This is a genomic window from Anaeromicrobium sediminis, from assembly GCF_002270055.1.
In the GTDB taxonomy this organism is placed as follows: domain Bacteria; phylum Bacillota; class Clostridia; order Peptostreptococcales; family Thermotaleaceae; genus Anaeromicrobium; species Anaeromicrobium sediminis.
The window spans coordinates 1-21,657 of the sequence record NZ_NIBG01000026.1; the positions used below are offsets into that span (position 1 = coordinate 1).

A 21,657-nucleotide genomic window follows, 5' to 3' on the forward strand; every position below is an offset into this window, starting at 1 on the left:
TAAGTCGTCCTCATTGCGACGACTACTTAATCATATCATTTTTGTTTCAAACTGTCAAGAACTTTTTTTCATTTCGTTCTTGCTGTCTTTTAACAGTTTAGCACTTCAGCACTTTACTGTCAAGGACATGTTTTGGAACAACATATACTACTTTAACACAGGACCAACCCTTTGTCAATTTCTATTTTTTGGGTTCGAAAGGGTCTTCCTCATAATCAAACTCTAACTTCTTCATGGTAGCTTTATTGGTAAAGGACTTGTAGGGGCTTTTCCTCTTTGTGTGGTTTACTAACCTATCATAATCATCCTCTTCATAATCAAAATTACTTCTATATATACTCTTTATTTTTTTCTTCATATACTACACTCCTATTTATTAAATAATATTTTGAGGTTGTTTATATATAAATACAATTATACTATAATTATATATATGAGCAAAAGGGATGTGATTTAATGACAAAGGGTTGTATTCATGTGTATACAGGTAATGGTAAAGGGAAAACAACGGCAGCACTAGGTATTATTATGAGGGCCTATGGTGCAGGGAAGAAAGTTTTCTTGGGCCAGTTTATAAAATCTATGGAATATAGCGAGATTAAAACATTAAAATTATTAGAGTCCCATATTCAAGTAAAATTATTTGGGAATGGATGTTTTTTAATCAGAGAGCCTAATGAAGATGATATAAAGTCTGCATATGAAGGAATAGAGTATATTTTAAATATATATAAGGAAAACAAATACGACATTATTATATTAGATGAAATTAATATAGCCATATACTTAAAATTACTAAAGGAAGAAGATGTCCTTAGACTAATAGACGAGAAACCAGAAAATATAGAATTAATATTAACAGGTAGGTACGCACCTAATAGTATTATAGAAAAGGCTGACTTAGTTACAGAAATGAAAGAAATAAAACATTATTATACACAGGGAGTTCCTAATAGAGAAGGTATAGATAAGTAAAAGGGCTAGATAATTATCTGCCCTTCTTTCTTTTAATAGACACAAATATTTTTCCTATTAAAAAAAACATTATTATAGTTAATACCATTTCTTTAAAACCAAAATAACCTTTAGTATCCTTTAAACTCACCACTTCAAAAGTAAAATTCTCCTTTGGCAATCTTTTAAAGTTACCTATATATATTTTTTTCTCTTTTTCTAAAGTTAATGAACTATTAGAAATGTCCGTTCCCCTTGGAGCTATTATCTTTATATTTAAATCATTAAAACTCTTCCAATAGGAAGCTGGTTCTAAAAAGTAATAATAATCAAACCTATTATATGTATAACTACTTTTAGAGTCAGTTCTACTTCTTCCACTTTTTTGTACATAGCTTATATTTAAAGTATTTTCCACTTTAGGTTCCATTTTAACTTTAAATAAGATTGCATAAATGGCATTTTCAGATAAATCTTCATAAGCTTCTTTTGTGTTATTTAGTTCATCTATTATATCTGAAAAGGATAGATTTTTATTAAAGGTATCTTTATATATGGCCTTTCCCTTTAATCCTTCTTCATGATCAAATTGTAAATTTTTAAGAACTTTTATTTCACTATCTATTTCCACACCATTATAAGTTATTTTTGCAAATTTATTTTTCAAATGTATACCTCTGCCTACAAATGGAAAACACATATTTATTTTTTCTCTTTTATCAGAAGTATTTTTCATCCTATAGTTCACATTCACATGGGCTATACCGAGATCTTTCCTATTTATATTAAATTCTATTTGTTCATTTAATACTTCCACATTATTATTTTCATATGGAACAGGATTAAGCACTGGAGCTCCCTCATAAATCCAAGGGCCTGCATTAGCATAAGAAATATTTGTCATAAGAATTATCATTAATAAAAACAACATAATCTTTCTCATTTTAATCACCCCTAAAAATTAAACTTTGTTAACTTCCTAAATTTTATCATTTTTGAAAAATATATTAAAGGGGTATGATCTACATTGATCATACCCCCATATTAACTATCTTATTTTCACTTCATTAAAATAATCCTCTATTTCTGACCTTATGTATTCTAATTCTTCCTTATTATATGAAGTGAATTTATTTTTACCTTCTAAAACAGTCTTCCTGTCTCTGAAGTTTTGTATTATATATCTCTTACTTCCCTTTAACTCTTTAGCAATTTCTAATATATCTTCCGTACTTACTAATTCTCTGCATACTGTGGTTCTAAATTCATAGTCTACATTAGAAGTTGTTAATAACTTTATACTTTCTTTTAGATTATCCACATTAACCGCCACGTTAGTCACAACAGCATACTTATTTATGGGTGCCTTCATGTCCATGGCTATATAGTCAACTAGATTTTCATCTATTAATCTCTTTATCATACTTGGATTAGTTCCATTAGTATCTAATTTAACTAATAAGCCTTCTTTTTTTATAGAAACTATAAAATCATATAATTCTTCATGTAAGGTAGGCTCTCCACCAGATATGCATACTCCATCTATATATTTTTTTCTCTTCTTCAAAAACTCAAATATATGACTTTCTAAAATAGGAACTCCCTTATTTTCAACAAGGTCCTTATTATGACAGTACCCACATCTAAAGTTACATCCACCCATAAAATACATGGTACATATTTTATCTGGATAATCTATGAAAGAAGTTTTTTCATGGCCTAATATATTCATCTTATACGGCCTTTATAATCTTTTTATCTTCTTTATCTTCTAAACTCTTTTTAGTAGAATATTCTACCCTATCCTTATATTCTTCTTTCTTCCCCTTATTCCATGCCTGAACTGGTCTGTGGAAACCCACTACCCTAGTCCAAACTTCTGCTTCTTCATTACAAATAGGACAATTATAGTGTTCTCCTGATAAATATCCATGTTCATCACAGATGGAGAAAGTTGGCGTAATTGTTATGTATGGAATAGCACTATTTTTCATAACTCTCTTTATTAAAGTCTTACAAGTTTCTATACTTTCTATTTCTTCACCTATGAAACCATGAAAAACTGTCCCTCCCGTATATAGGGTTTGTAATTTTTCTTGAAGCTCTATAGTTTCAAATATATCATTAGTATAACCTACTGGTAATTGAGTAGAATTAGTATAGTATGGTTCCTTTTCTCCTTGAGTAAATATATTTGGATACATTTTTTTATCAAGTCTTGCAAACCTATAAGTGGCCCCTTCTGCTGGAGATGCTTCTAAATTCCATAGGCTACCTGTTTCCTCTTGAAATATTTGTATCACCTTATTCATAAACTCCATAACTTCTACTGCAAATTCATTGCCTTCTTCTGTAGTAATATCCACCCCTAATAGATTAACGCAGGCTTCATTCATTCCATTTAATCCAATAGTGGAGAAGTGGTTTTTAAAATATTCTCCCGTAGCTGCTTTAACTCCTTGTAAATAGAATCTCGAATAAGGATAAAGTCCAGCTTCCATATATTCTTCTAGTGCTTTTCTTTTCTCTTCACACACAATCTTGGCCTTTTCCATAAGAACTCTAACCTGTTTCTTAAATTCCTCTATAGTCTTAGAAGTATATCCTATCCTAGCCATGTTTAATGTAACCACATTTATAGATCCTGTTAATGGGTTAGCTCCGAATAATCCGCCTCCCCTTTTTCTAAGTTCTCTATTATCAAGTCTTAATCTACAACACATACTTCTTACGTCTTCTGGAGACATATCCGAGTTTAAAAAGTTAGCAAAATATGGAGTACCAAATTTCCTAGTCATCTCCATAATAGAGTTAACTGCTTCTGAATCCCATGGAAAATCATCAGTTATGTTTACTGTAGGAATAGGGAAACTAAATGCTCGCCCTGCTCCATCACCTTCCATCATTACTTCACAAAAGGCCTTATTAAACATATCCATTTCCTTTTGAAATTCTTTATATGTTTTATCCATTTTTACTCCGCCTATTATTACTCCTTGATTTTTAACTAAGGCATGGGGAGTAATATCAAGGGTTATATTTGTAAATGGAGTTTGAAATCCAACTCTTGTAGGTACATTTAGGTTAAACACAAATCTTTGAATTGCCTTTTTAACCTGTTCATAGTCTAAATTATCATAATATATAAATGGTGCTAAATATGTATCTATACTAGATACAGCTTGCGCTCCCGCTGATTCTCCTTGAAGGGTATATAGTAAATTTACTAATTGTCCCAAAGCTGATTCAAAGTGCTTAGGAGGTTTTGATTCTATTTTTCCCTTAGCTCCCTTAAATCCATTTCTTAAAAATGCTTCTAAATCCCATCCACAGCAATATGGAGCAAGTAAACCTAAATCATGTATATGTAAATCACCCTTTATATGGGCATCTCTAAGTTCTTTTTTGTATATTTTATTTAGCCAATACTTTTTAGTAATACTCTCTACTATATGATTATTAAGACCTTGAAGTGAAAATCCCATATTGGCATTTTCGTTTACTCTCCAATCTTCAAGATTCACATACTCTTCTACCATTTTCTCAGCATCCATAAATAGATTTCTTACTTCTCTTATTTCCTCATGCTTTTTTCTGTACAAAATAAATGCCTTTGCTGTTTTAGCATGGCCTTCTTCGATTAATACCTTTTCAACTATATCTTGTATATCCTCCACAGTGGGGATACTAGCTCCGTGACTTTCATTTATTATGTCAATTACTATTTTAGCTAATTTTTTTGCTGCCATCTCATCCTTTCCATCTACCGATTTAGCAGCAGAAAATATGGCTTCTTTTATCTTTATGGGATCAAAATCCACAATTTCACTATTTCGCTTTTGAACCTTTGTTACTGACACAATACCCCTCCTATAGTGTTTCTCTCTTTTTCACATACTACATATAGTATATTATGCATTATCTTTAAAATATATGACAAGCACCCTATTTATAGTTTAATTTCATTTCTTGTATAGTTATTTTATTTTTCTTAGTATTTCTTTCCATTTCTCCCATTTAGCTTTTTTTGGCATGAAAAAACATATATTAGAACCCTTTTCCTATTTTTTCGAAACTTTATACTTTTATAAAACTGTCTAAAAGCATACTATGAACATGTTCTAGGTCAGAAGTCAGAATATGTCTTTTTTAGGTATATAAAACTATTTTTTGTCGAAAAAGATAAGTAGGAAATTTAGGGCTTCCCCAGACCTTTTACCATTAATTAGGTGTTGAGTGTTGTTTTTTCTTAATAAACTCAAAAAAAAACCTGATTAATCAGGTTCTTTTGAAAATGCTAGAAAAACATATTTAATTAAATCCTTTATCTGTTTCACATCATCTTTTTTAAGTAGGTTAAAGGAATCCTTTTCTATCACTTTATTTTCTGCCATCTTAGCTACCTTGTATATATCATATTCTGTAATTTTTCTTCCCTTTAAAAATTCTTCAACTTCCCTTATCCTTACAGGAGTACTGCCTGGCATATAAAAGGCAATTCTATATTCATCATTAATTTTCCCTATTGATAAATTAGTTATGGATAAATTCCCCTTATTCTTATATATTTTTATAAATCCACCATCTATATATTCATGATAAGGTATTTTAATTCCTTTTACTATTTCTCCTCTTTTTAATGACGTAGTTCCAGTCCAGGTAAGAAATTCATCTATTGGTATTTGCCGTTCTCCCCTTACATAACTATATATCATAACTTCCGTATCTAATATGATTAAAGTTGTAAGAGTATCTCCTAAGTATGATCCGTTGCAAATATTCCCTATTACAGTTCCTCTTTTCCTTATTCTCTCTGTTCCTATGGATTCCATGCTATCTATTAGTATTCTGTATTTTTCTTGCACTACATTACTATTTATTAAATCCTTTAGTGTAGCACAGGCACCTATATATAATCCTTTGTCTTCAACAAAATCAATTTTATGAAGTGCCTCTATCCCCTTTATATCTACTAATATGTCTGCTTTAACTGTTTCGTTTTTTATCCTTTCTATTAAGTCAGTGCCTCCATTTAGTATATGTGTGTATGTTCCATTTTTAATTAATATTTCACTAGCTATCTCCAAGTTGTCGGGTCTATAGTATTGAAAACCGATCATAGTAAACCCCCATTTTATTCTTCATGGGAGCATGATTATATCTATCAAATATTATTTCATTATAAAACTATCAAGAAATTTTATAGTTCAATAGATTATATACCGTCCCCAGCGATCATTCCCCATGAAGTTATTAAATAGTTATCCTTAGTTAATTATACGCTTATGTACCCTTGTATTATTTCCATATATTTGAAATATTATGATTTTTAATTTCATCTTTATTTAAAAATTCGCATACACACTGAAATACACTAGTCCCTATAACTCTTCCATGACTACATATATTTATACATTTCTTAATATGATCATGAGAATCTATATGAGCTATCTCCATATCCTTTTTTACTTTAAAATTATTTCTTATCATACCACTTATAATTCCATCCATATGAGCTATTACTTCCCGTTCTCCTATATATGCAATTATATCTCCTTTTTTTACCGAAGTACCTATGTCCTTTAAAACCTTTATTCTTCCATTATTATGTGCTTTAATTTTATATTTAAAATCCATGTTGTTTTTTTTCTCTACTCTACCTTCATATAAAACCATTCCTAATTCACTACCCTTATTAGGATTTATTATTACATGGACATCCTCTTGTGCTACAAATCCAGGTCCTATTCCAATGACTAGCTTGCCCATCATCTTATTTGTTCCAAAGTTTTTATTAGCAAGTATAGAATCTACTACAATGGTTATATCTTGGTGATACAATTCTCTTCCTATCTCATCAATTAAAACTGCCACATGGTCTTTACTCTTTTCTATTGCCTTCTCTATATTGTCTACCAATGTAGCTAAAACCCCTTCTACTCTTACCTCTTTTTCGTATACAGCCTCTGCAAAGGATACCTTTCTTCTAGTGGTAGTGGGTTTTTTCTTTTCAAATATTATAACCCTAAATCCACTTTTATATAAATGGCACCCTACGGCAGTAGCTATGGGCCCTCCCCCTCTTATACCAACTATATGATTCATATACTCTCCCCCAGTCTAAACTTCACTCTCTCCTAGCCTATAGGTAACATACGGAATTAACATATTATAAAATAGAAGTACTTTGAATATTAAGCTGTCATATCCTGTGAAAAAGAAATACATTAAAGCATGAAATATAACCCTTCCCATGGTTAAGAAAAATACCCTTAGGATTAAGTTATCAAACACATCTTCCATGGTTTCAGAGTATTTTTTTGTAATATAGAGTTGTATTCCTACTAGTGGTTTACTAAAGAAGCTATCTCCTATAACTATCATAAAACTATATATTAAAAATCCTGTAAACATGGGTTTTATTAAAAATACCATAGCTATGCTTAAACATAGAGATCCCATAAACATAAGATTTTTTCTTTCAACCTTTTCTGTAAGTCTTATATATAAATAATAAAATAATATGGCCAACAGGGAAAATCCTGAGTTGAGCATCCCTGTTAATCCCTCTTTATTGGAGAAGCTAAATAAAAAAATACTATAGGATATGATTCCAAATTCCCAATAGGGAGTGAGTATTCCATTGGTCATAGTTATTTTCAAGAAATCTTTGTTTTTTAATCTCTTAAAATTAAGTTTTCCTAGGCTGTGGATTTTACTGCTTGGAATGAACATTACATTAATAAACTGTATTATGAGTAGAATTACAAGGGTATATATCATATATATAAATCCATATTTTTCTATGACTATTCCTGAAATTAGGGGAGTTATAATTGAAGAAGCCTTATTTACCATTCCTAATATACTTATAAACTTGTCTGCAGCCTCTTTATCTAACTTATTAGCTTGGAAGAAATTTAAGTTGAAAAAGAACATCCCATCTCCACACCCTCCTAAAAATCCGATTATAGGGGCATAGTGATAGGTATTTTCTTTAAGTATGGCTGTAATTATGAATAAACTTATAAATGATATGGAAGATAATATGTAGTTAATTTTCATATTTTTAAGAGCTATTCTATTAGCTATATAAAAAGAAAGAAAAGCTGCAATATAATTGCAGCTATTGAATATAGCCACTGATTTAATATCTTTAGATGTCTTCCAAAGATATATATTTACAAATATAAGTACAAAACTTTTAAATATGGAATATATCAATCTTAAAAATATTATCTGTTTATATTCCCTATTCATTTTTTTCACCTCTATATCTATATTTCTACAACCGTTCCTGATTTCCCTTTTACAGCATCACTACCTTTATTTAAAGATGCTATTATGGCCTTCCTACCTTTTTTAGAGGAAGCAAATTTCACAGCTGCATTTATTTTAGGTAGCATACTTCCCTTTGCAAAATGACCTTCTGCTACAAATCTATTAGCTTCTTTAACAGAAACTGAATCTAACCACATCTCATCTTTCTTCCCAAAGTTTAATGCAACCTTTTCCACAGCTGTAAGTATTAGTAGTATGTCCGCATCTAAATCTTCTGCTAATTTTTCAGAGGCTAAATCCTTATCTATTACAGCTTCTACTCCCTTTAGGGTATTTTCCTTAATAACGGGAATTCCCCCTCCACCTACAGTTATTACTATATATTCGTCTACTAACTTTTTAATTACATCTATTTCAACTATTTCTTTAGGAACAGGTGATGGTACAACCCTTCTATAACCACGACCTGCATCCTCTGTCATAGTATATTCTTTTTCTTCTATTAATATATCCGCCTCTTCTTTTGAATAGAATTGGCCTATAGGTTTCGTAGGATTCTTAAAAGCCTTATCATTTTTATCTACTACCACCTGAGTAACTATGGATATGGCCTTTTTATCTATATTCCTAAGTTGTAGTTCTTCTCCTATAGCCTGTTGTAGATGATACCCTATCATTCCTTGAGTCATGGCTCCGCATACATCTAATGACATGGGAGGAATTTCATTTTTAGATTGTTCATTTTGAAGTAATATTCTTCCCACTTGAGGCCCATTACCATGGGCAATTACTAATTGGTGTCCTTCTTCTATTAAATCACATATATGTTTTGATGTTTCCTTTATAATATTTAGCTGCTCCAAGGCAGTAGGTGCTTTTTTCCCCTCTTGAAGAGCATTTCCTCCTAGTGCTACTACTATCTTCATAAACAATCCCCCTATATGACTCCATTATTTCTCAATTCATTTATATATTCTTCATCATATGTCAGGTATTTTTCTAATATTTCCTTTGTGTGTTCTCCTAAAGTAGGAGCTGCCTTTTCTATTTTCCCTGGAGTTTTACTCATCTTTATAGGTATTCCAGGAATTTTAGTTTTTCCAGCCACCCTGTGGTCTACTTCCACTATCATTTCCCTACTCTTTACTTGTTCATTTTCAATAACCTTATCTACACTATTTATAGGAGAGTTTGGAATTCCTTCTTCATCAAATATATGTTGCCATTCTTCAGTTGTCTTTTCCTCCATTATTTTATCCATAATAATTTTTAAACTTTCATAGTTTTCATTTCTCAGTGGATTAGACTTATATTTTTCATCTTCTATTAATTCTTCCCTATGAGCTATCATGCAGAATTTTTTCCAAAGGTTGTCATTACCTATGGCTATCATAATTTCCCCATCACTAGTCTCAAAATTCTCAAAGGGAACTATGGAAGGGTGTCTATTTCCCTTTGGTCCTGGTATTTCACCCGAAACCAAATATCTTGCTATGGCATTTTCAAGTATGGCCACCTGGCAATCAAGCATTGCTACATCTACCTTTTGTCCTTCTCCAGTCAGATTTCTATTATAAAGGGCTGATAATATTCCAATGGTAGTAAATAACCCTGCCGTTATATCTCCTATGGATGCCCCTACCCTAGTAGGCATATCATGGCCTGTAATACTCATTATGCCACCCATGGCTTGCACTACTGCATCATAAGCAGGTCTTTTACTATAGGGGCCTGAGTGACCAAATCCAGAGGATGCTGCATAAATTATCCTTGGATTTACTTTTCTTATTTCATCATAACCAAGACCTAATTTCTCCATAGTTCCAGGTCTAAAGTTTTCCACTATTACATCACATTTTTTCACTAATTCTTGTAATATTTCTTTGCCCTCTTGGGTCTTTAAATTTAGTGTCATACTCTTTTTATTCCTATTAATACTCATAAAGTAGGCACTTTCACCATTTATATGGGGCCCAAAGAATCTAGAATCATCTCCTCTCTCAGGCATTTCTACCTTTATAATCTCAGCTCCCATATCGCCTAATACCATAGTGGCATAGGGTCCTGCTAATACCCTCGTCAAATCTAATATTTTAATACCATTTAAGGAACCCATATTTAAATCCCCCTTTTATATGGAATTCTTTTAGCTGGTTCAAAAGCTGATCTTCCTTCAGTTAATATTCCCTCATATACTCCCACATTTCTATCTTCTAGATGATCAAATATCATAGGGCTGTTACAACCATATGTAACATGTTTTATAGGATTAGGATCTAATTTAACTCCTATTATTTCTTCACAGCCCCTACCCAAAGCAATAGTCTGGCCGATAGGATTTACAATCATACTATGACCAAAATAGTGAGTGCCTCCTGCATCTGCACCTATTGAATTGGCTGCTAATAAATATACATGATTATCATATGCACGAGCCTTATTTACAAACTCCCATATTTCAAAACTACGAAGAAGTGCCGCTGGCCTAGTGATAATCTCAGCTCCCTTTAGTGCAAGCATACGACTTAGTTCTGGAAAATCTCCATCATAACAGATTATAAGACCTATTTTTCCTAACTTCGTATCCACTACAACCACTTCATTGCCAGGAGTAGTCCATCCCCCTCCTTCTATCCTTTCCGTTGGGAATGGGTGGGTCTTTCTATAGTTTCCTAATATGTCTCCATTATCATCTATAAGCAAACTACTATTTAATATTTCACCAGGATTCTTCCCCTTTTCATAAAGAGGGAAGTTTATATGAATCTTTAATTCCCTAGCTAATTGTTGAATTTTTTTAGTGTCTCTACCCGGAACAAAATCTAACATTTCATAAAATTCCATAACCTCCATATTAGGAGTAAATCCAGTAGTAATACTCTCTGGCAATACTACCAACTCACAATCATATTCCTTCTTAGCCCTTATAATCCACTCACAACATTTATCAATATTCTGCTTTATCTTATTTGGCTCAATAGCCATCTGAATACAACATGCCACATGTTCTTTCATCTCAATTTCCCCCTTATAATCACTCTATCGTCCTTATTAAAATACCCGCCTAAGTAAGTATTAGACGGGTATTTTTTCTAATGCTAATAAACTACAGCACCTACAAGTTGAAATGAATCATAAATTTTTCAGCAGGTGGAACATCAGTATACCTTCTGCTGCAAACAATTATGAACCTTCTACAGTTACTATAAGATTTACACTATATAATCTGATAGTGACTTACCTGTGAAAATATTTCTGATTTATTGAAACCCAGTAGGTCCACTAAACTTTATATACTCAATTTTTCTTATTCCTCCACATCAAAGGCAACTATACGGCTAATACAAGATTCTCCACCTACAAATCTCCATGGGAAGCATCCTATAACTAATCTCTTGCCTGAAAGTTGGGCAATATCTCCACCTAAGTTTTCTGCATGGATAATATCATGTGGGAATAAATCATAATGCATTAATTGGTAATCATCTTCACTAAAGAAGTCATCTAATCCCTTATCATACTTTTGCATTAAGAACTTATCAGCTTTCTTAGCTTCCTTTGGACACCAATCTCTTATCTTAGTATTCATTGGATGATCTGCTGAACCACAATCTACACCAATCCATTTAAACTTCATTTTCTTACACCACTCAGAAAACTCCTTAGTAGGTCCTGGATGTCTTAACATGTATCTTTCTTCATCAGCTTCTGGCTGATCCCATGCATATTTGTGGTATCCAGTATTTATAATTAAAATATCTCCCTCTCTAATATCAGCTCTTGCCATTAAATCATCAGGAGTGTAGATTCCATAATCTTCAGCCATATCAGATATATCTACAACAACTCCAGGAGCCACTAATTCATCTAGTGGAATTTCAGATATATCTCTTCCATGAGTACAGAAATGGATAGATCCATCTAAATGAGTTCCCACGTGATTTGAATGAGTAAGTACTTGCCCATTGGCACCATTTGGAGCTAATCTTTTAAAGAACTTAATTTGAAGTGGCTCATAAGTTGGCCATGGTGGTGTTAAGTGACTTAATGGTTGAGTTAAATCATACATTTTTACATTTTTCCAATATGGTAACATTTTAAAATCCCCCTCTTAAACCTTATAATAGTAGTTTTTTATAATAATCCTTCTTCTTCTAAAGAAAGAACAAAGTCTTCAAGTGCATCTTCAAAGCACTTCATAGGTGGTCTTACTAGACCTGCACCCACTTGACCAACCCCTGGGTCTTTATGAGCTATACCAGTATTAATTATTGGAGCTATTCCAGTTTCTACTACCTTTCTAACGTCTATTCCCGTTGGTGTTCCCCTAAAATCAAGGGCTGGAATTTTGTATATATCATTTTCTCCCTCAGTAATTTCATACATACTAAGAGTATAATTTAGAGCATCCTTAGGCGTTCCACCTACAAATTTAACTATAGGTAAGGATGTAGCCATGGCAAATCCACCAATACCAGTAGTTTCCGTAATACAACTATCTCCAATATCACGATTTGCATCATCCATACTAAATCCAGGGAAGTATAATCCATCTATAACTTCCGCCTCAGCTGTAAACCATTTATTCCCAAGTCCAGCTACCCTAATTCCAAATTCAGTACCATTTCTAGCCATAGTATAAACTACAGTACTATACTTAATCTCTCCTAAAGGATCCATAGTACATTTGCAAGCTGGCATACTTACATTTAAGAAGAAATGATCATTACTATTCATGAACTTAAGTACATCCCTCTTAGATTCTGTTGAAAAATCTGTCTCAACTATGTAAGGAGCTAATTCTCTTATTAAAAGAGATGTTCCAGCCTTATTTCTGTTGTGACCTTCATCACCCATTTGAAGTATTTGAGATAATATACTCTTTAGATCTATCTCTCCACTTAATTGAATAGCTTCCTTCAAAATAGGAGCAAGGGTATTTTCCATCCATAAAAGTCTATCTATTACTTCCTTAGAATAAGCTCCATATCTTAGTACTTTTCCTAACCCCTCATTTAAAGTACAATAAGCATAATTATCAAAGGCCTTATTCTTTACTATCCACACAGGCATTGAAGGAGTAACTACTCCAGCCATAGGTCCTACCGCATTATGGTGATGACAAGAATCAAATGTAATCTGTCCAGACTCAGCTATTTCTACAGCTTCTTCTTCACTTTTAGCAATGCCTTCATATAAAAGGCCTCCTATTATGGCTCCTTTAAGTGGTCCACTCATGTCTTCCCACTTAACAGGTGGTCCTGCATGTAAAATAGTTTTTTCAGTCATACCAGGAATGTCATCTATAGCTCTTCCTATTCCCACAATTGTTGGTTGTGCCTTTAAAATTCTATCTAGAGCCTCCTTATTAGCTCTATCTATTCTTTCAGTTACCATCATATCCCCCCTCGAGTTTCTCTCTATTCATTGACCATCCCTACTTTAATCTTGATAATAGGGAAGCCATTTTTTTATTCCCCCTGGCAGGTGGCTTAAAATCCACATGTATAGCCTCTATCTTTTGTGATTTTAAATCCTTGTAAAAAGAGTCAAGACCAATGTTTGCAACCTTTAAATCCTTTTTGAAAAGTTCATTTATTTTATTCACAACTTCCACCCCTTAGAAGTTTTAATATACTACTTGTAAGCCTTGCCGCTTGAGCATTAGATGGCATAACCACAACTCCAATGTCTTCTAATCGCTTCTTGGACTTTTTATAGTCTTGTGGGTCATTTTCTGTTCCACAAATTGAACCTACTACAGATAAATACTGTCCCCTGTCTTCAAAAGCTTTTTTAGCTTCTATAATAGAAGGAATCATTTCTCCCACAGGGTCCTCATTAGATCCATATCCTAATACAAAATCCATTAATACTACAGCTACACTTTCATCTTCCTTTTCTTTTAAAAGTCTTTCTACCCTATTAGATGGATCAATCATAGGATGAGGTTTACCTACAGTAAAATCATCATCACCTAAATCGATGCAAGTATCCTTAATACTTTTATGAATATCTAAAAGCTTTAAATCTGGTTTTAATGGAATATTTGAATATACATCCATGTGATTCATGAATATTTTCATAGCTTCATCAGCTAATGTTCCACCTGTAAAAAGACCTCTCATATACTTCTGATTAGATCCTATTTGGGCTGCTTCCATCTTAGCCATTTTTTCAATTTCCTCGTAATTAGGTGTATCTTCTTTATCTCTTAATAAATTAACTGCCATATAAGCTGCATCTTCTAAGTTTTTAGCAAAATATCCACCATGATCTTCTATTTCCTTCTTATCTCCACCTATGAAATTCACAACGATAGGTTTATTAGATTTTTTAACTTCTTCTAATACCTTTTTAGCCACATCCTTGTGTGGTGGTTTTGAAATGAGTACTATGACAGATGTTTCATCATCTTCCAATAAGGACTTTAATCCATCTAACATCATAATACCGCCAATTTCTTTCTTTAAATCACGGCCCCCAGTTCCTATTACCTGAGATACTCCTTCTCCTAGTCTATCTATGAGAACAGTTACTTCTTGAGTTCCCGTCCCAGAAGCCCCTACTACACCAATATTTCCCTTCTTAACCACATTGGCAAAGGCTAATGGTACATTGTTAATAATGGCTGTTCCACAATCTGGACCCATCATGAGTAGTCCCTTTTCACTAGCTAGTTCCTTTAATTTTCTTTCATCTTCCATAGATACATTGTCACTAAATAACATTACGTGAAGACCTTTATTTAAAGCCTTTCTAGCCTCACCTGCTGCATATTTACCTGGTACAGATATTAAAGCTAAATTTAGATTTGGTTCATATTTAAGGGCAGAATCTAATGTGGCTGGTCTATAATCTAAACTACTTTCCTTTTTCTTTTCATTTAAAAGTTTATCTACCTTATCTAATATGATTTCTTTCTCTATGGACTCATGGCATAATACACTTACAAAGAAATCATTTGGACTGGCACTTTTAATGTCCTCACTACTTATGTTTATCATTTCAGCCAATTCCTTATTTAAGTCTGTTGCCATTCCCACTAGGGCTTCTTTAATGCCTTCCATCTTCTTTAACTCTTTAGAGATGAGCATTAAGGTAACCGAATCGTAATACGTATTTTTTCTTATTTCATGACAGACTTTCATCATAATACACCTCCATTTTCTACTATTATTTTGAAAGCCACATATATTCCACAACTTATGTCTGTTCCTGAAGTGCCTCCTACTTTAAGTAGATTTTTTAAGTTATCCTTTAACTTAGCTTCATTGTTCTTACTTAAAATAGATAAAATGACATTCTTAATTGGTAATCCTACCTTTCCCTTAGCTGCCCAATAAAGAAGGTTTTCACTAAGTAGGGTAGTTTTATTTTCTATGTCCTCTACTAAAGCCCTGTTGAATCTTTCCATTTTCAAATCGAAATGCTTATCTAGATATATAAAAGATATTATTACTCCTAATAAAAAATCATCAGTAGAAGGAGTAAGGCCTGGGCCAAAACCTATTATTTGATTAGTTATCCTACTAATCCTTTGTATATCCACATCTCTACATGCATCTAAAAAGATTTTAATTCTTGGTAATATGAATTTAGAATATTCATCTAGTACTCTATCTTTTCTTTTGCATATACTCGTATTGAAAATACAACTTCCAATTCCATCTAAATTCCCTAGTTTATATAAGGTATCTTCCATAGTATCTAATTTGCTTAAAATATTTTTAACACTATCCTTTGTATAGGAAAAATTCGGTGACAAATTAAAGGGCTCACAATTTTGTAGGAATATAACTTCCTCTGAGTTAGAAAAATTAATTTTTTCTTCGTTAAATCTAACCTCATCATTCTGCCTTATATGTAATTCTTTTAACTTCTTATTGTCCACTACTATAGTCATGGGCCCCATCATTTCTTCATCATTTAATATGGATATGATTTTGTGGTTATACATTAAATTGATTGCTCTATTAAAAACTGAGTGAACATTTGCTCTCTTTATATGACCATCTTCAATTTGTCTTTTTAAATCTGAACAAATTCTTTTAGCATCCATAATAACCATTTCCCTTTTCTAATTAAGTTTCATATTCAATTAATATGTGTCTTTGTGTCTATCTACTAAATACAAGCTCTATCTGTTATGGTAATCTTGCAAACAATCCTTATCTCATTTAATCTACCTTAACTATATACAATTACACGACTTAAAGCTTTATATATAATTTCTAAACTTAAGCCTTTGCCTTTTGTAAACTTTCACCATAGGGCCAGTTAATAAGGGCTCTACATTACCCATTGGCACATAATAGTTTAAAACATAATTAAAGCTCCTAATTCACATGAACTAGGAGCTTATTAACATTATTTATTTTATTAAATTTTCATATATACTTAATCTTATTTCAAAGCACTTTTCAAGTGACCAACAACTTGTTTTCTGTGATTCTTTATAAGTAGAGGTAATCTATCATTAATATTTTTAAATTCTACTTCATTTATGTATCCATGCTTTAAAAGAAGTTCTGGAACAATACAATCTAGGGCTCTGTAATTACCATCTTCTATCTTTACGGCAATTCCAATTCCTTCTTCCAAAATAGACATGGAATAAACGCACTCGGCTCCTAATTTAGCTAGGATTCTGCCCTTTGTTTCTTCCATGATAATAGTGTCCAGACGCCTAGTTCCGGCCACATAAAAGGGAGCTAATGTCATAGCCTCAACAATAACCTTTAAGGCTTTATTTCTCTCCTCTGTTCCCCCATTACCACTGGCTAGTTTAGCATATGCTAATGCCATATTATATATGGGTAGCCCATGGACAGGAACACCACACCCATCAATGGCAATTGAAATATGATCTTCATCAATACCAGCCATCTGAGAAACGGTCTTTAACATTTCCCTTTGGATAGGATGATCTGGCATAATATAATCCTTTAGTTCCATATCCTTCAAAATCCCTAGGGCTAACATTCCACTATGCTTTCCAGAACAAGGATTATTTGCTTGGGTAAAAGGAGTCCCTTCCTTAAGTAATCGTTTAGACGTACCATTATGCATAGGCATGGAAATACCACAATCTAGGTCCTCCAAGCCCTTTCCTATCTTTTGTAATAAACTATTTAACACTTTCTCATGTTCTGCTTCTCCACCATGAGACGAAGTAATTAAAGCCAATTCTTCTCTACTTATATTAAACTTATCCAACCCTCCAGCTTCAACTAAAGGAATGGCTTGAATAGGTTTTGCAGCTGATCTCCAAAATGTCCTTTTAAGCTTATCACCATATTCAAATATAACCTTACCTTGAGAGTCAACGCCTACCACGTCTCCCCTATGTATACTCTCTACTTCCGTTCCCCTATACACATGTACCAACTCTACTGACATAATAATCCCCCCATCTTTAAATACTTTAGTTTATCTAAAACTTTTTTATTAATTAACTCTTTTTTCATTATATAATTAATAAATATTTGCCCATTATGATGTTTATTTTGCTCTGTAATACATATGTATCCTTTCTTTTCAAAGAAAGGGTGAGCTGTAATACTTGCCTCTGTATATAACTCCACATAACCTAATCTTATTGCTTCCTCTTCTAATCTATTTAATAGTATTGAGGCAATTCCCCTACTCTGATAATCCTTATGAATGAAAAGTTTATCTATATATGATTCATCATCTAAGTCACCAAAGCCAATGATTTTTTCATCTTCTACTACTACATAGGTTATGTTCTTTTCTAGTGAATTTAGCCACCTTAACCTATTTGGCTTTTCAGGTGCCCATGCATCTAATTGCTCTTTATTGTAATCTTTAGAGTTTACATGATGGACCGTATCATAAAATAACTGTAATACTCCATCTAAATCAGATTTTTCAAACCTTCTAATCTTCATTTTAACTCTCCCTTTTAAATTAAGGTAGTTTTACTTATATACTACTTCAAATTCCTCACACACTACTAACATATCTTCTGAAAATACCTTCCCTTGATCTTTTAATTCTCTAGTAAAAAAATCTATGTGTACATCTCTCCAGTACTTTAAAGATTTATCTCCTTCTCCTTCAGTTTTTGCAAATTCTTCTGTTACCTGATTAAAAGGCACTAACATTACTTTCTTTGCCTGAATAATACATTGAGCTATACCGTCCCAATTAGTGATTATACTCAAATCACCTTCTTTAGGTAGAGGCTCATTCTCTACTTCATACCAATAATACAATCCAGCAGTTGCTCTTTTAACTTTATCTTTAACTAATTTAGCTAAGTCATTAGCACTTTTTTCATTATCACAAAAGTACCATGAAGTATAACTTTTATCAGTATTTTTAATTTGTTCCCCTATGGATTTTAAATACAGCTTCCACATTTCTTCCACTGACTTGTGCTCTTTTCTCATATTCCCTTCATTTATCACAATATGACCTCCATTTAATTGAGCATCTTTATCTAATCTGTTAGGTATATTTGATCTCCTAAGACTCCCTCATATTAGTCAATTTTTAACATAGTTGCCCTATCATTTTCTATGGTAAAAATCAGAAAATCGTCATCTTCATAAACACAATCTTTTTCATATCTAAAATCTTTATCTTTCAACATTACAAAATACCCAATTTCTTCATCCAGTTCAAAGACAGGGCACTCTTCAAACCTTACATCGCCAATATAAATTGCTCTTATCTTTTTCATTTTTTAACCCCTGCTAATAGAAATACTCTACCTTGATTTTTATCATTATTTTTTATCTCCTCCGCTCCCATTATAATCTCCCCTCTCCAAGATTCTTACAATTACCCTTTACTGAAATATCATATTTACATTCTTAGGATTAAAAATAGTCTTTCTTTCAAAATACTCTTTTTCTTTAATAAAAACATAATCATACATACGCATACTTGCTGAACCAGGCTGTAGGGTTGTTATATGCATCTTATTATCTACATCTGACGTATATACCCACATATCTATTTTTCCTAACTGGATATATTCGTTAAAAAGAACAAATTCACCATCAGTGTCTTTTACTAAGAGTAGCCAATATTGTCCATCATCCCACATAATCTCACCCTTTGAGTCTTTCATAGCTACTGTATATAGCTCTACATTTTCTTCTTCATTGTCTCCATCAATATCAATACTATATTGTTGAAGTAGGGTTAATTCTTTTGTATCTATTCTTTCTTGTGATTTTAATATCTTTTCCGTTTCAACGTCTTCCTTTACTCTATTAGGCAAATAAGGTTTATATAATATTCCCACAATAAATATGGCAATTACAAAGATTATAATCTTCATATTGTTTTTCATTCCCATCCCTCATTTCACTATTTTTATATTAATCTATATTCATTTAAATGATATTAAATATTTTTTCAATATGTTCACCCTTGTTCTTCTCATAAATACCACCTTATAAATACTATGAATTAACTTTCTTTCTGAATAATAAGTTAGTTATTGTTCCTAATACTAATGCTTGAATAAAAGAAATTACTAATATCCCAATCACTGCTCTTTTAGTAAAATCATGTAATTGACACATATAAAATATGGCTGCCGTTACAGAAAATATCATATAGTCAATTTTTCTAAACCTCATTATCTCACACCCTTTTGTAATCGATTAAACTTCAATATTCTTTTTCATTTTTACTGCTAATAGTTCTTTTCCTGACCAACTTAACTTGATATTTTCTAACCTTTCAAAACCATTTTTAAGCCAGAAACTTAAAACTTTTTCATTATAGTCATATACAACATCAATTCGTATATCATTAACTTTGTTTCTTTTCAAATATTCTTCTAATCCTAAATATACTTCTTTCCCATAGACCCTATTTTTATATTCATCATGTATCATAAGTAATGATAAATAGCTTTCTTTATTTACAGAGAAATCCATTAACCCTATAATTTCTAATGTTTCTTTATGAACAATTTTACATGAATAAAACCCTACCTGCCTCATGCCTTGTATTTCATTTTCTAACCATTCCATATCTACTTTTTCTTTATCCATATGAGCTAGAAGAAATTTATTATTTGAATTATATACCTCAATGATAGATATTAAGTCTTTATCATGTATAAAGTCCACATATACTCTTCATGTTTCAAATATCATATAAACGGCCTCATCTCTATTTACATTTTTTCATAGATCTATTTAATTTACTAAAATTATAGTATAACAACATGGTAATTTTTACAAATTACATTTTGACCACAAAATACTTTCCTCATAACGAAGAAAGTATTTTAAAATCTTTCTTAACTAACATAGGCTTCTCATCATCCTTTTTATCTTTCTTAGGATGATAAGAAGCCTATGTTGACTAAAATCATTTTGACCAAACTATAGCTCCATTAAATCCATAACCATCATTAGCTAATAAAATCTCATGGGTATTGCCATTACAATCTTTCCACTTAATCTTTTCTGATGGTATTCCACATGGTAAATATGTTTCAATATAGATGACCTTATTTCTTACTTCTTCTAATTCATGTATAACTTCTTTTTCAATAAATTCACCAGTTTCACCATTAAACTCTATCTTTATTAGTTGAAAATCATATATACTTCCAGTAACTTGAGCTTTAAAAAACTCTCCACTACCTATACCTTTTATCTGTAATTCTTCATAATCCTCAACTAAATTATCATTATTAGAGCCTATAATAGATACACATTGTGCTGGGATACTTGCATCATTTAAAATATATCTCACTGTTTTTCCATTAACATCTATGACTTTTAACTCTTTCTGTCCATTAGAATTCCCTTGCTCTAGCTGCTTTTTCAAATTACTTATTTGATTTTCTAGTTGTTGAATTTGTGTATTTGCGTTATCTAATTTATTTTCTAATTTATTTATAGTTACTTCATAATTTTCATTATCTATAGGATCTCCATATCCACTAAATGCCGTTAACATTACAACAATAAGTACAACAACTACTAACATATATTTCTTCATAAAATCACCCCTGCTTTTCTTTCAGTTGAAGACTTTATTATTCTTTCAAATACTTCTATACGTATTTAATTATCATTCTTTTCATCTATTGATTTCATATATTCATATTTCCAGCGTCTATGATTCTTATCATCAGCTGAAGTCATCTTCGTAGTAATTCTTAACTCTACATCATCTAATCCATTTTCTTTTTTATAATCTTCAAAGGCACTTTCCACCATTTCAAGGGTTCTTCCCTTTTCTGGTACTTCTATATCTTTAAATTTATGATCTGAACTTTCATAATTATAAACATGTATTATGGCCATTGATTTATCAATCTTTTTTATACTTCTATTTAAGTTATAAACAACTCCGCCTATAGCCATCAAACAAATTATTATTATCCATATGGCCTTTTTTGCTCTTACTAATTTCATA

General features: G+C 31.9%; 25 protein-coding genes. 1 reads left to right on the forward strand and 24 read right to left on the reverse strand.

The features are described 5' to 3' along the window. Positions 1-181: 181 nt before the first annotated feature. Complete coding sequence (locus CCE28_RS22360; RefSeq protein WP_176461917.1) at positions 182-358, reverse strand: hypothetical protein; 177 nt, start codon at positions 356-358, stop codon at positions 182-184. 98 nt (positions 359-456) lie between these two features. On the opposite strand from CCE28_RS22360, the gene CCE28_RS18880 reads away from it, so the two are divergent. Continuing rightward, positions 457-975: a cob(I)yrinic acid a,c-diamide adenosyltransferase gene (locus CCE28_RS18880; protein WP_095135295.1), complete on the forward strand. Its 519-nt coding sequence runs from the start codon at positions 457-459 to the stop codon at positions 973-975. Positions 976-988: 13 nt separating this feature from the next. Here the strand turns inward: CCE28_RS18880 and CCE28_RS18885 are convergent, their stop codons facing one another. The 23 genes from CCE28_RS18885 to CCE28_RS18995 all read right to left on the reverse strand — a co-directional run bounded on the left by CCE28_RS18885 (position 989) and on the right by CCE28_RS18995 (position 21,656). Next, entirely contained in the window at positions 989-1,897 is a 909-nt protein-coding gene (locus CCE28_RS18885) for a hypothetical protein (RefSeq protein ID WP_095135297.1), read from the reverse strand. A gap of 105 nt (positions 1,898-2,002) precedes the next feature. Continuing rightward, positions 2,003-2,686: an anaerobic ribonucleoside-triphosphate reductase activating protein gene (locus CCE28_RS18890; protein WP_095135299.1), complete on the reverse strand. Its 684-nt coding sequence runs from the start codon at positions 2,684-2,686 to the stop codon at positions 2,003-2,005. A 1-nt stretch (position 2,687) separates the two neighbouring features. Further along, a complete protein-coding gene (locus tag CCE28_RS18895) occupies positions 2,688-4,814 on the reverse strand; it encodes a ribonucleoside triphosphate reductase (protein ID WP_095135302.1) in 2,127 nt (708 codons plus the stop codon). Between the two features lie 414 nt (positions 4,815-5,228). After that, complete coding sequence (locus CCE28_RS18900; RefSeq protein WP_095135304.1) at positions 5,229-6,074, reverse strand: FAD binding domain-containing protein; 846 nt, start codon at positions 6,072-6,074, stop codon at positions 5,229-5,231. Positions 6,075-6,252: 178 nt separating this feature from the next. Next, entirely contained in the window at positions 6,253-7,059 is an 807-nt protein-coding gene (locus CCE28_RS18905) for a hypothetical protein (RefSeq protein ID WP_095135306.1), read from the reverse strand. A gap of 15 nt (positions 7,060-7,074) precedes the next feature. After that, positions 7,075-8,214, reverse strand: coding sequence for an MFS transporter (locus CCE28_RS18910; RefSeq protein WP_095135308.1), 1,140 nt, complete (start codon positions 8,212-8,214; stop codon positions 7,075-7,077). 17 nt (positions 8,215-8,231) lie between these two features. Further along, entirely contained in the window at positions 8,232-9,161 is a 930-nt protein-coding gene (gene arcC, locus CCE28_RS18915; RefSeq protein WP_207652931.1) for a carbamate kinase, read from the reverse strand. A gap of 11 nt (positions 9,162-9,172) precedes the next feature. Continuing rightward, positions 9,173-10,351 (reverse strand): CaiB/BaiF CoA transferase family protein, encoded by a 1,179-nt coding sequence (locus CCE28_RS18920; RefSeq protein ID WP_095135312.1) that lies wholly within the window; start codon positions 10,349-10,351, stop codon positions 9,173-9,175. Positions 10,352-10,353: 2 nt separating this feature from the next. Next, positions 10,354-11,250, reverse strand: a complete 897-nt coding sequence (locus CCE28_RS18925; protein ID WP_095135314.1) for a carbon-nitrogen hydrolase family protein — start codon at positions 11,248-11,250, stop codon at positions 10,354-10,356. Between the two features lie 292 nt (positions 11,251-11,542). Continuing rightward, positions 11,543-12,331, reverse strand: a complete 789-nt coding sequence (locus CCE28_RS18930; protein WP_095135316.1) for a cyclase family protein — start codon at positions 12,329-12,331, stop codon at positions 11,543-11,545. A 38-nt stretch (positions 12,332-12,369) separates the two neighbouring features. Next, on the reverse strand, positions 12,370-13,632 hold the full coding sequence (locus CCE28_RS18935) for a YlbE family protein (RefSeq protein WP_095135318.1): 1,263 nt from the start codon (positions 13,630-13,632) through the stop codon (positions 12,370-12,372). Between the two features lie 40 nt (positions 13,633-13,672). After that, positions 13,673-13,843, reverse strand: a complete 171-nt coding sequence (locus CCE28_RS18940; RefSeq protein ID WP_095135319.1) for a fdrA domain protein — start codon at positions 13,841-13,843, stop codon at positions 13,673-13,675. Then, on the reverse strand, positions 13,836-15,389 hold the full coding sequence (gene fdrA, locus CCE28_RS18945; RefSeq protein WP_242973030.1) for an acyl-CoA synthetase FdrA: 1,554 nt from the start codon (positions 15,387-15,389) through the stop codon (positions 13,836-13,838). The genes CCE28_RS18940 and fdrA overlap by 8 nt, the downstream gene beginning before the upstream one ends. Continuing rightward, on the reverse strand, positions 15,386-16,297 hold the full coding sequence (locus tag CCE28_RS18950) for a DUF2877 domain-containing protein (protein WP_176461918.1): 912 nt from the start codon (positions 16,295-16,297) through the stop codon (positions 15,386-15,388). The genes fdrA and CCE28_RS18950 overlap by 4 nt, the downstream gene beginning before the upstream one ends. Before the next feature lie 344 nt (positions 16,298-16,641). Beyond that, positions 16,642-17,637, reverse strand: coding sequence for an asparaginase (locus CCE28_RS18955; RefSeq protein ID WP_095135323.1), 996 nt, complete (start codon positions 17,635-17,637; stop codon positions 16,642-16,644). Next, positions 17,628-18,149: a GNAT family N-acetyltransferase gene (locus CCE28_RS18960; RefSeq protein WP_095135325.1), complete on the reverse strand. Its 522-nt coding sequence runs from the start codon at positions 18,147-18,149 to the stop codon at positions 17,628-17,630. The genes CCE28_RS18955 and CCE28_RS18960 overlap by 10 nt, the downstream gene beginning before the upstream one ends. Positions 18,150-18,179: 30 nt before the next feature. Further along, positions 18,180-18,671: an ASCH domain-containing protein gene (locus CCE28_RS18965; protein ID WP_330396888.1), complete on the reverse strand. Its 492-nt coding sequence runs from the start codon at positions 18,669-18,671 to the stop codon at positions 18,180-18,182. A 74-nt stretch (positions 18,672-18,745) separates the two neighbouring features. Next, positions 18,746-18,946: a hypothetical protein gene (locus CCE28_RS18970; RefSeq protein WP_095135327.1), complete on the reverse strand. Its 201-nt coding sequence runs from the start codon at positions 18,944-18,946 to the stop codon at positions 18,746-18,748. 108 nt (positions 18,947-19,054) lie between these two features. Then, complete coding sequence (locus CCE28_RS18975; protein ID WP_095135329.1) at positions 19,055-19,564, reverse strand: hypothetical protein; 510 nt, start codon at positions 19,562-19,564, stop codon at positions 19,055-19,057. A 112-nt stretch (positions 19,565-19,676) separates the two neighbouring features. After that, positions 19,677-19,856 carry a hypothetical protein gene (locus tag CCE28_RS18980; protein ID WP_095135331.1) on the reverse strand — a complete coding sequence of 60 codons (180 nt, stop codon included), beginning with the start codon at positions 19,854-19,856 and terminating at the stop codon, positions 19,677-19,679. Positions 19,857-19,880: 24 nt separating this feature from the next. Next, positions 19,881-20,354, reverse strand: coding sequence for a GNAT family N-acetyltransferase (locus CCE28_RS18985; protein ID WP_095135333.1), 474 nt, complete (start codon positions 20,352-20,354; stop codon positions 19,881-19,883). A gap of 244 nt (positions 20,355-20,598) precedes the next feature. Then, a complete protein-coding gene (locus CCE28_RS18990) occupies positions 20,599-21,237 on the reverse strand; it encodes a coiled-coil domain-containing protein (RefSeq protein ID WP_095135335.1) in 639 nt (212 codons plus the stop codon). 65 nt (positions 21,238-21,302) lie between these two features. Beyond that, entirely contained in the window at positions 21,303-21,656 is a 354-nt protein-coding gene (locus CCE28_RS18995) for a hypothetical protein (protein ID WP_095135337.1), read from the reverse strand. Between the last annotated feature and the right edge of the window lies 1 nt (position 21,657).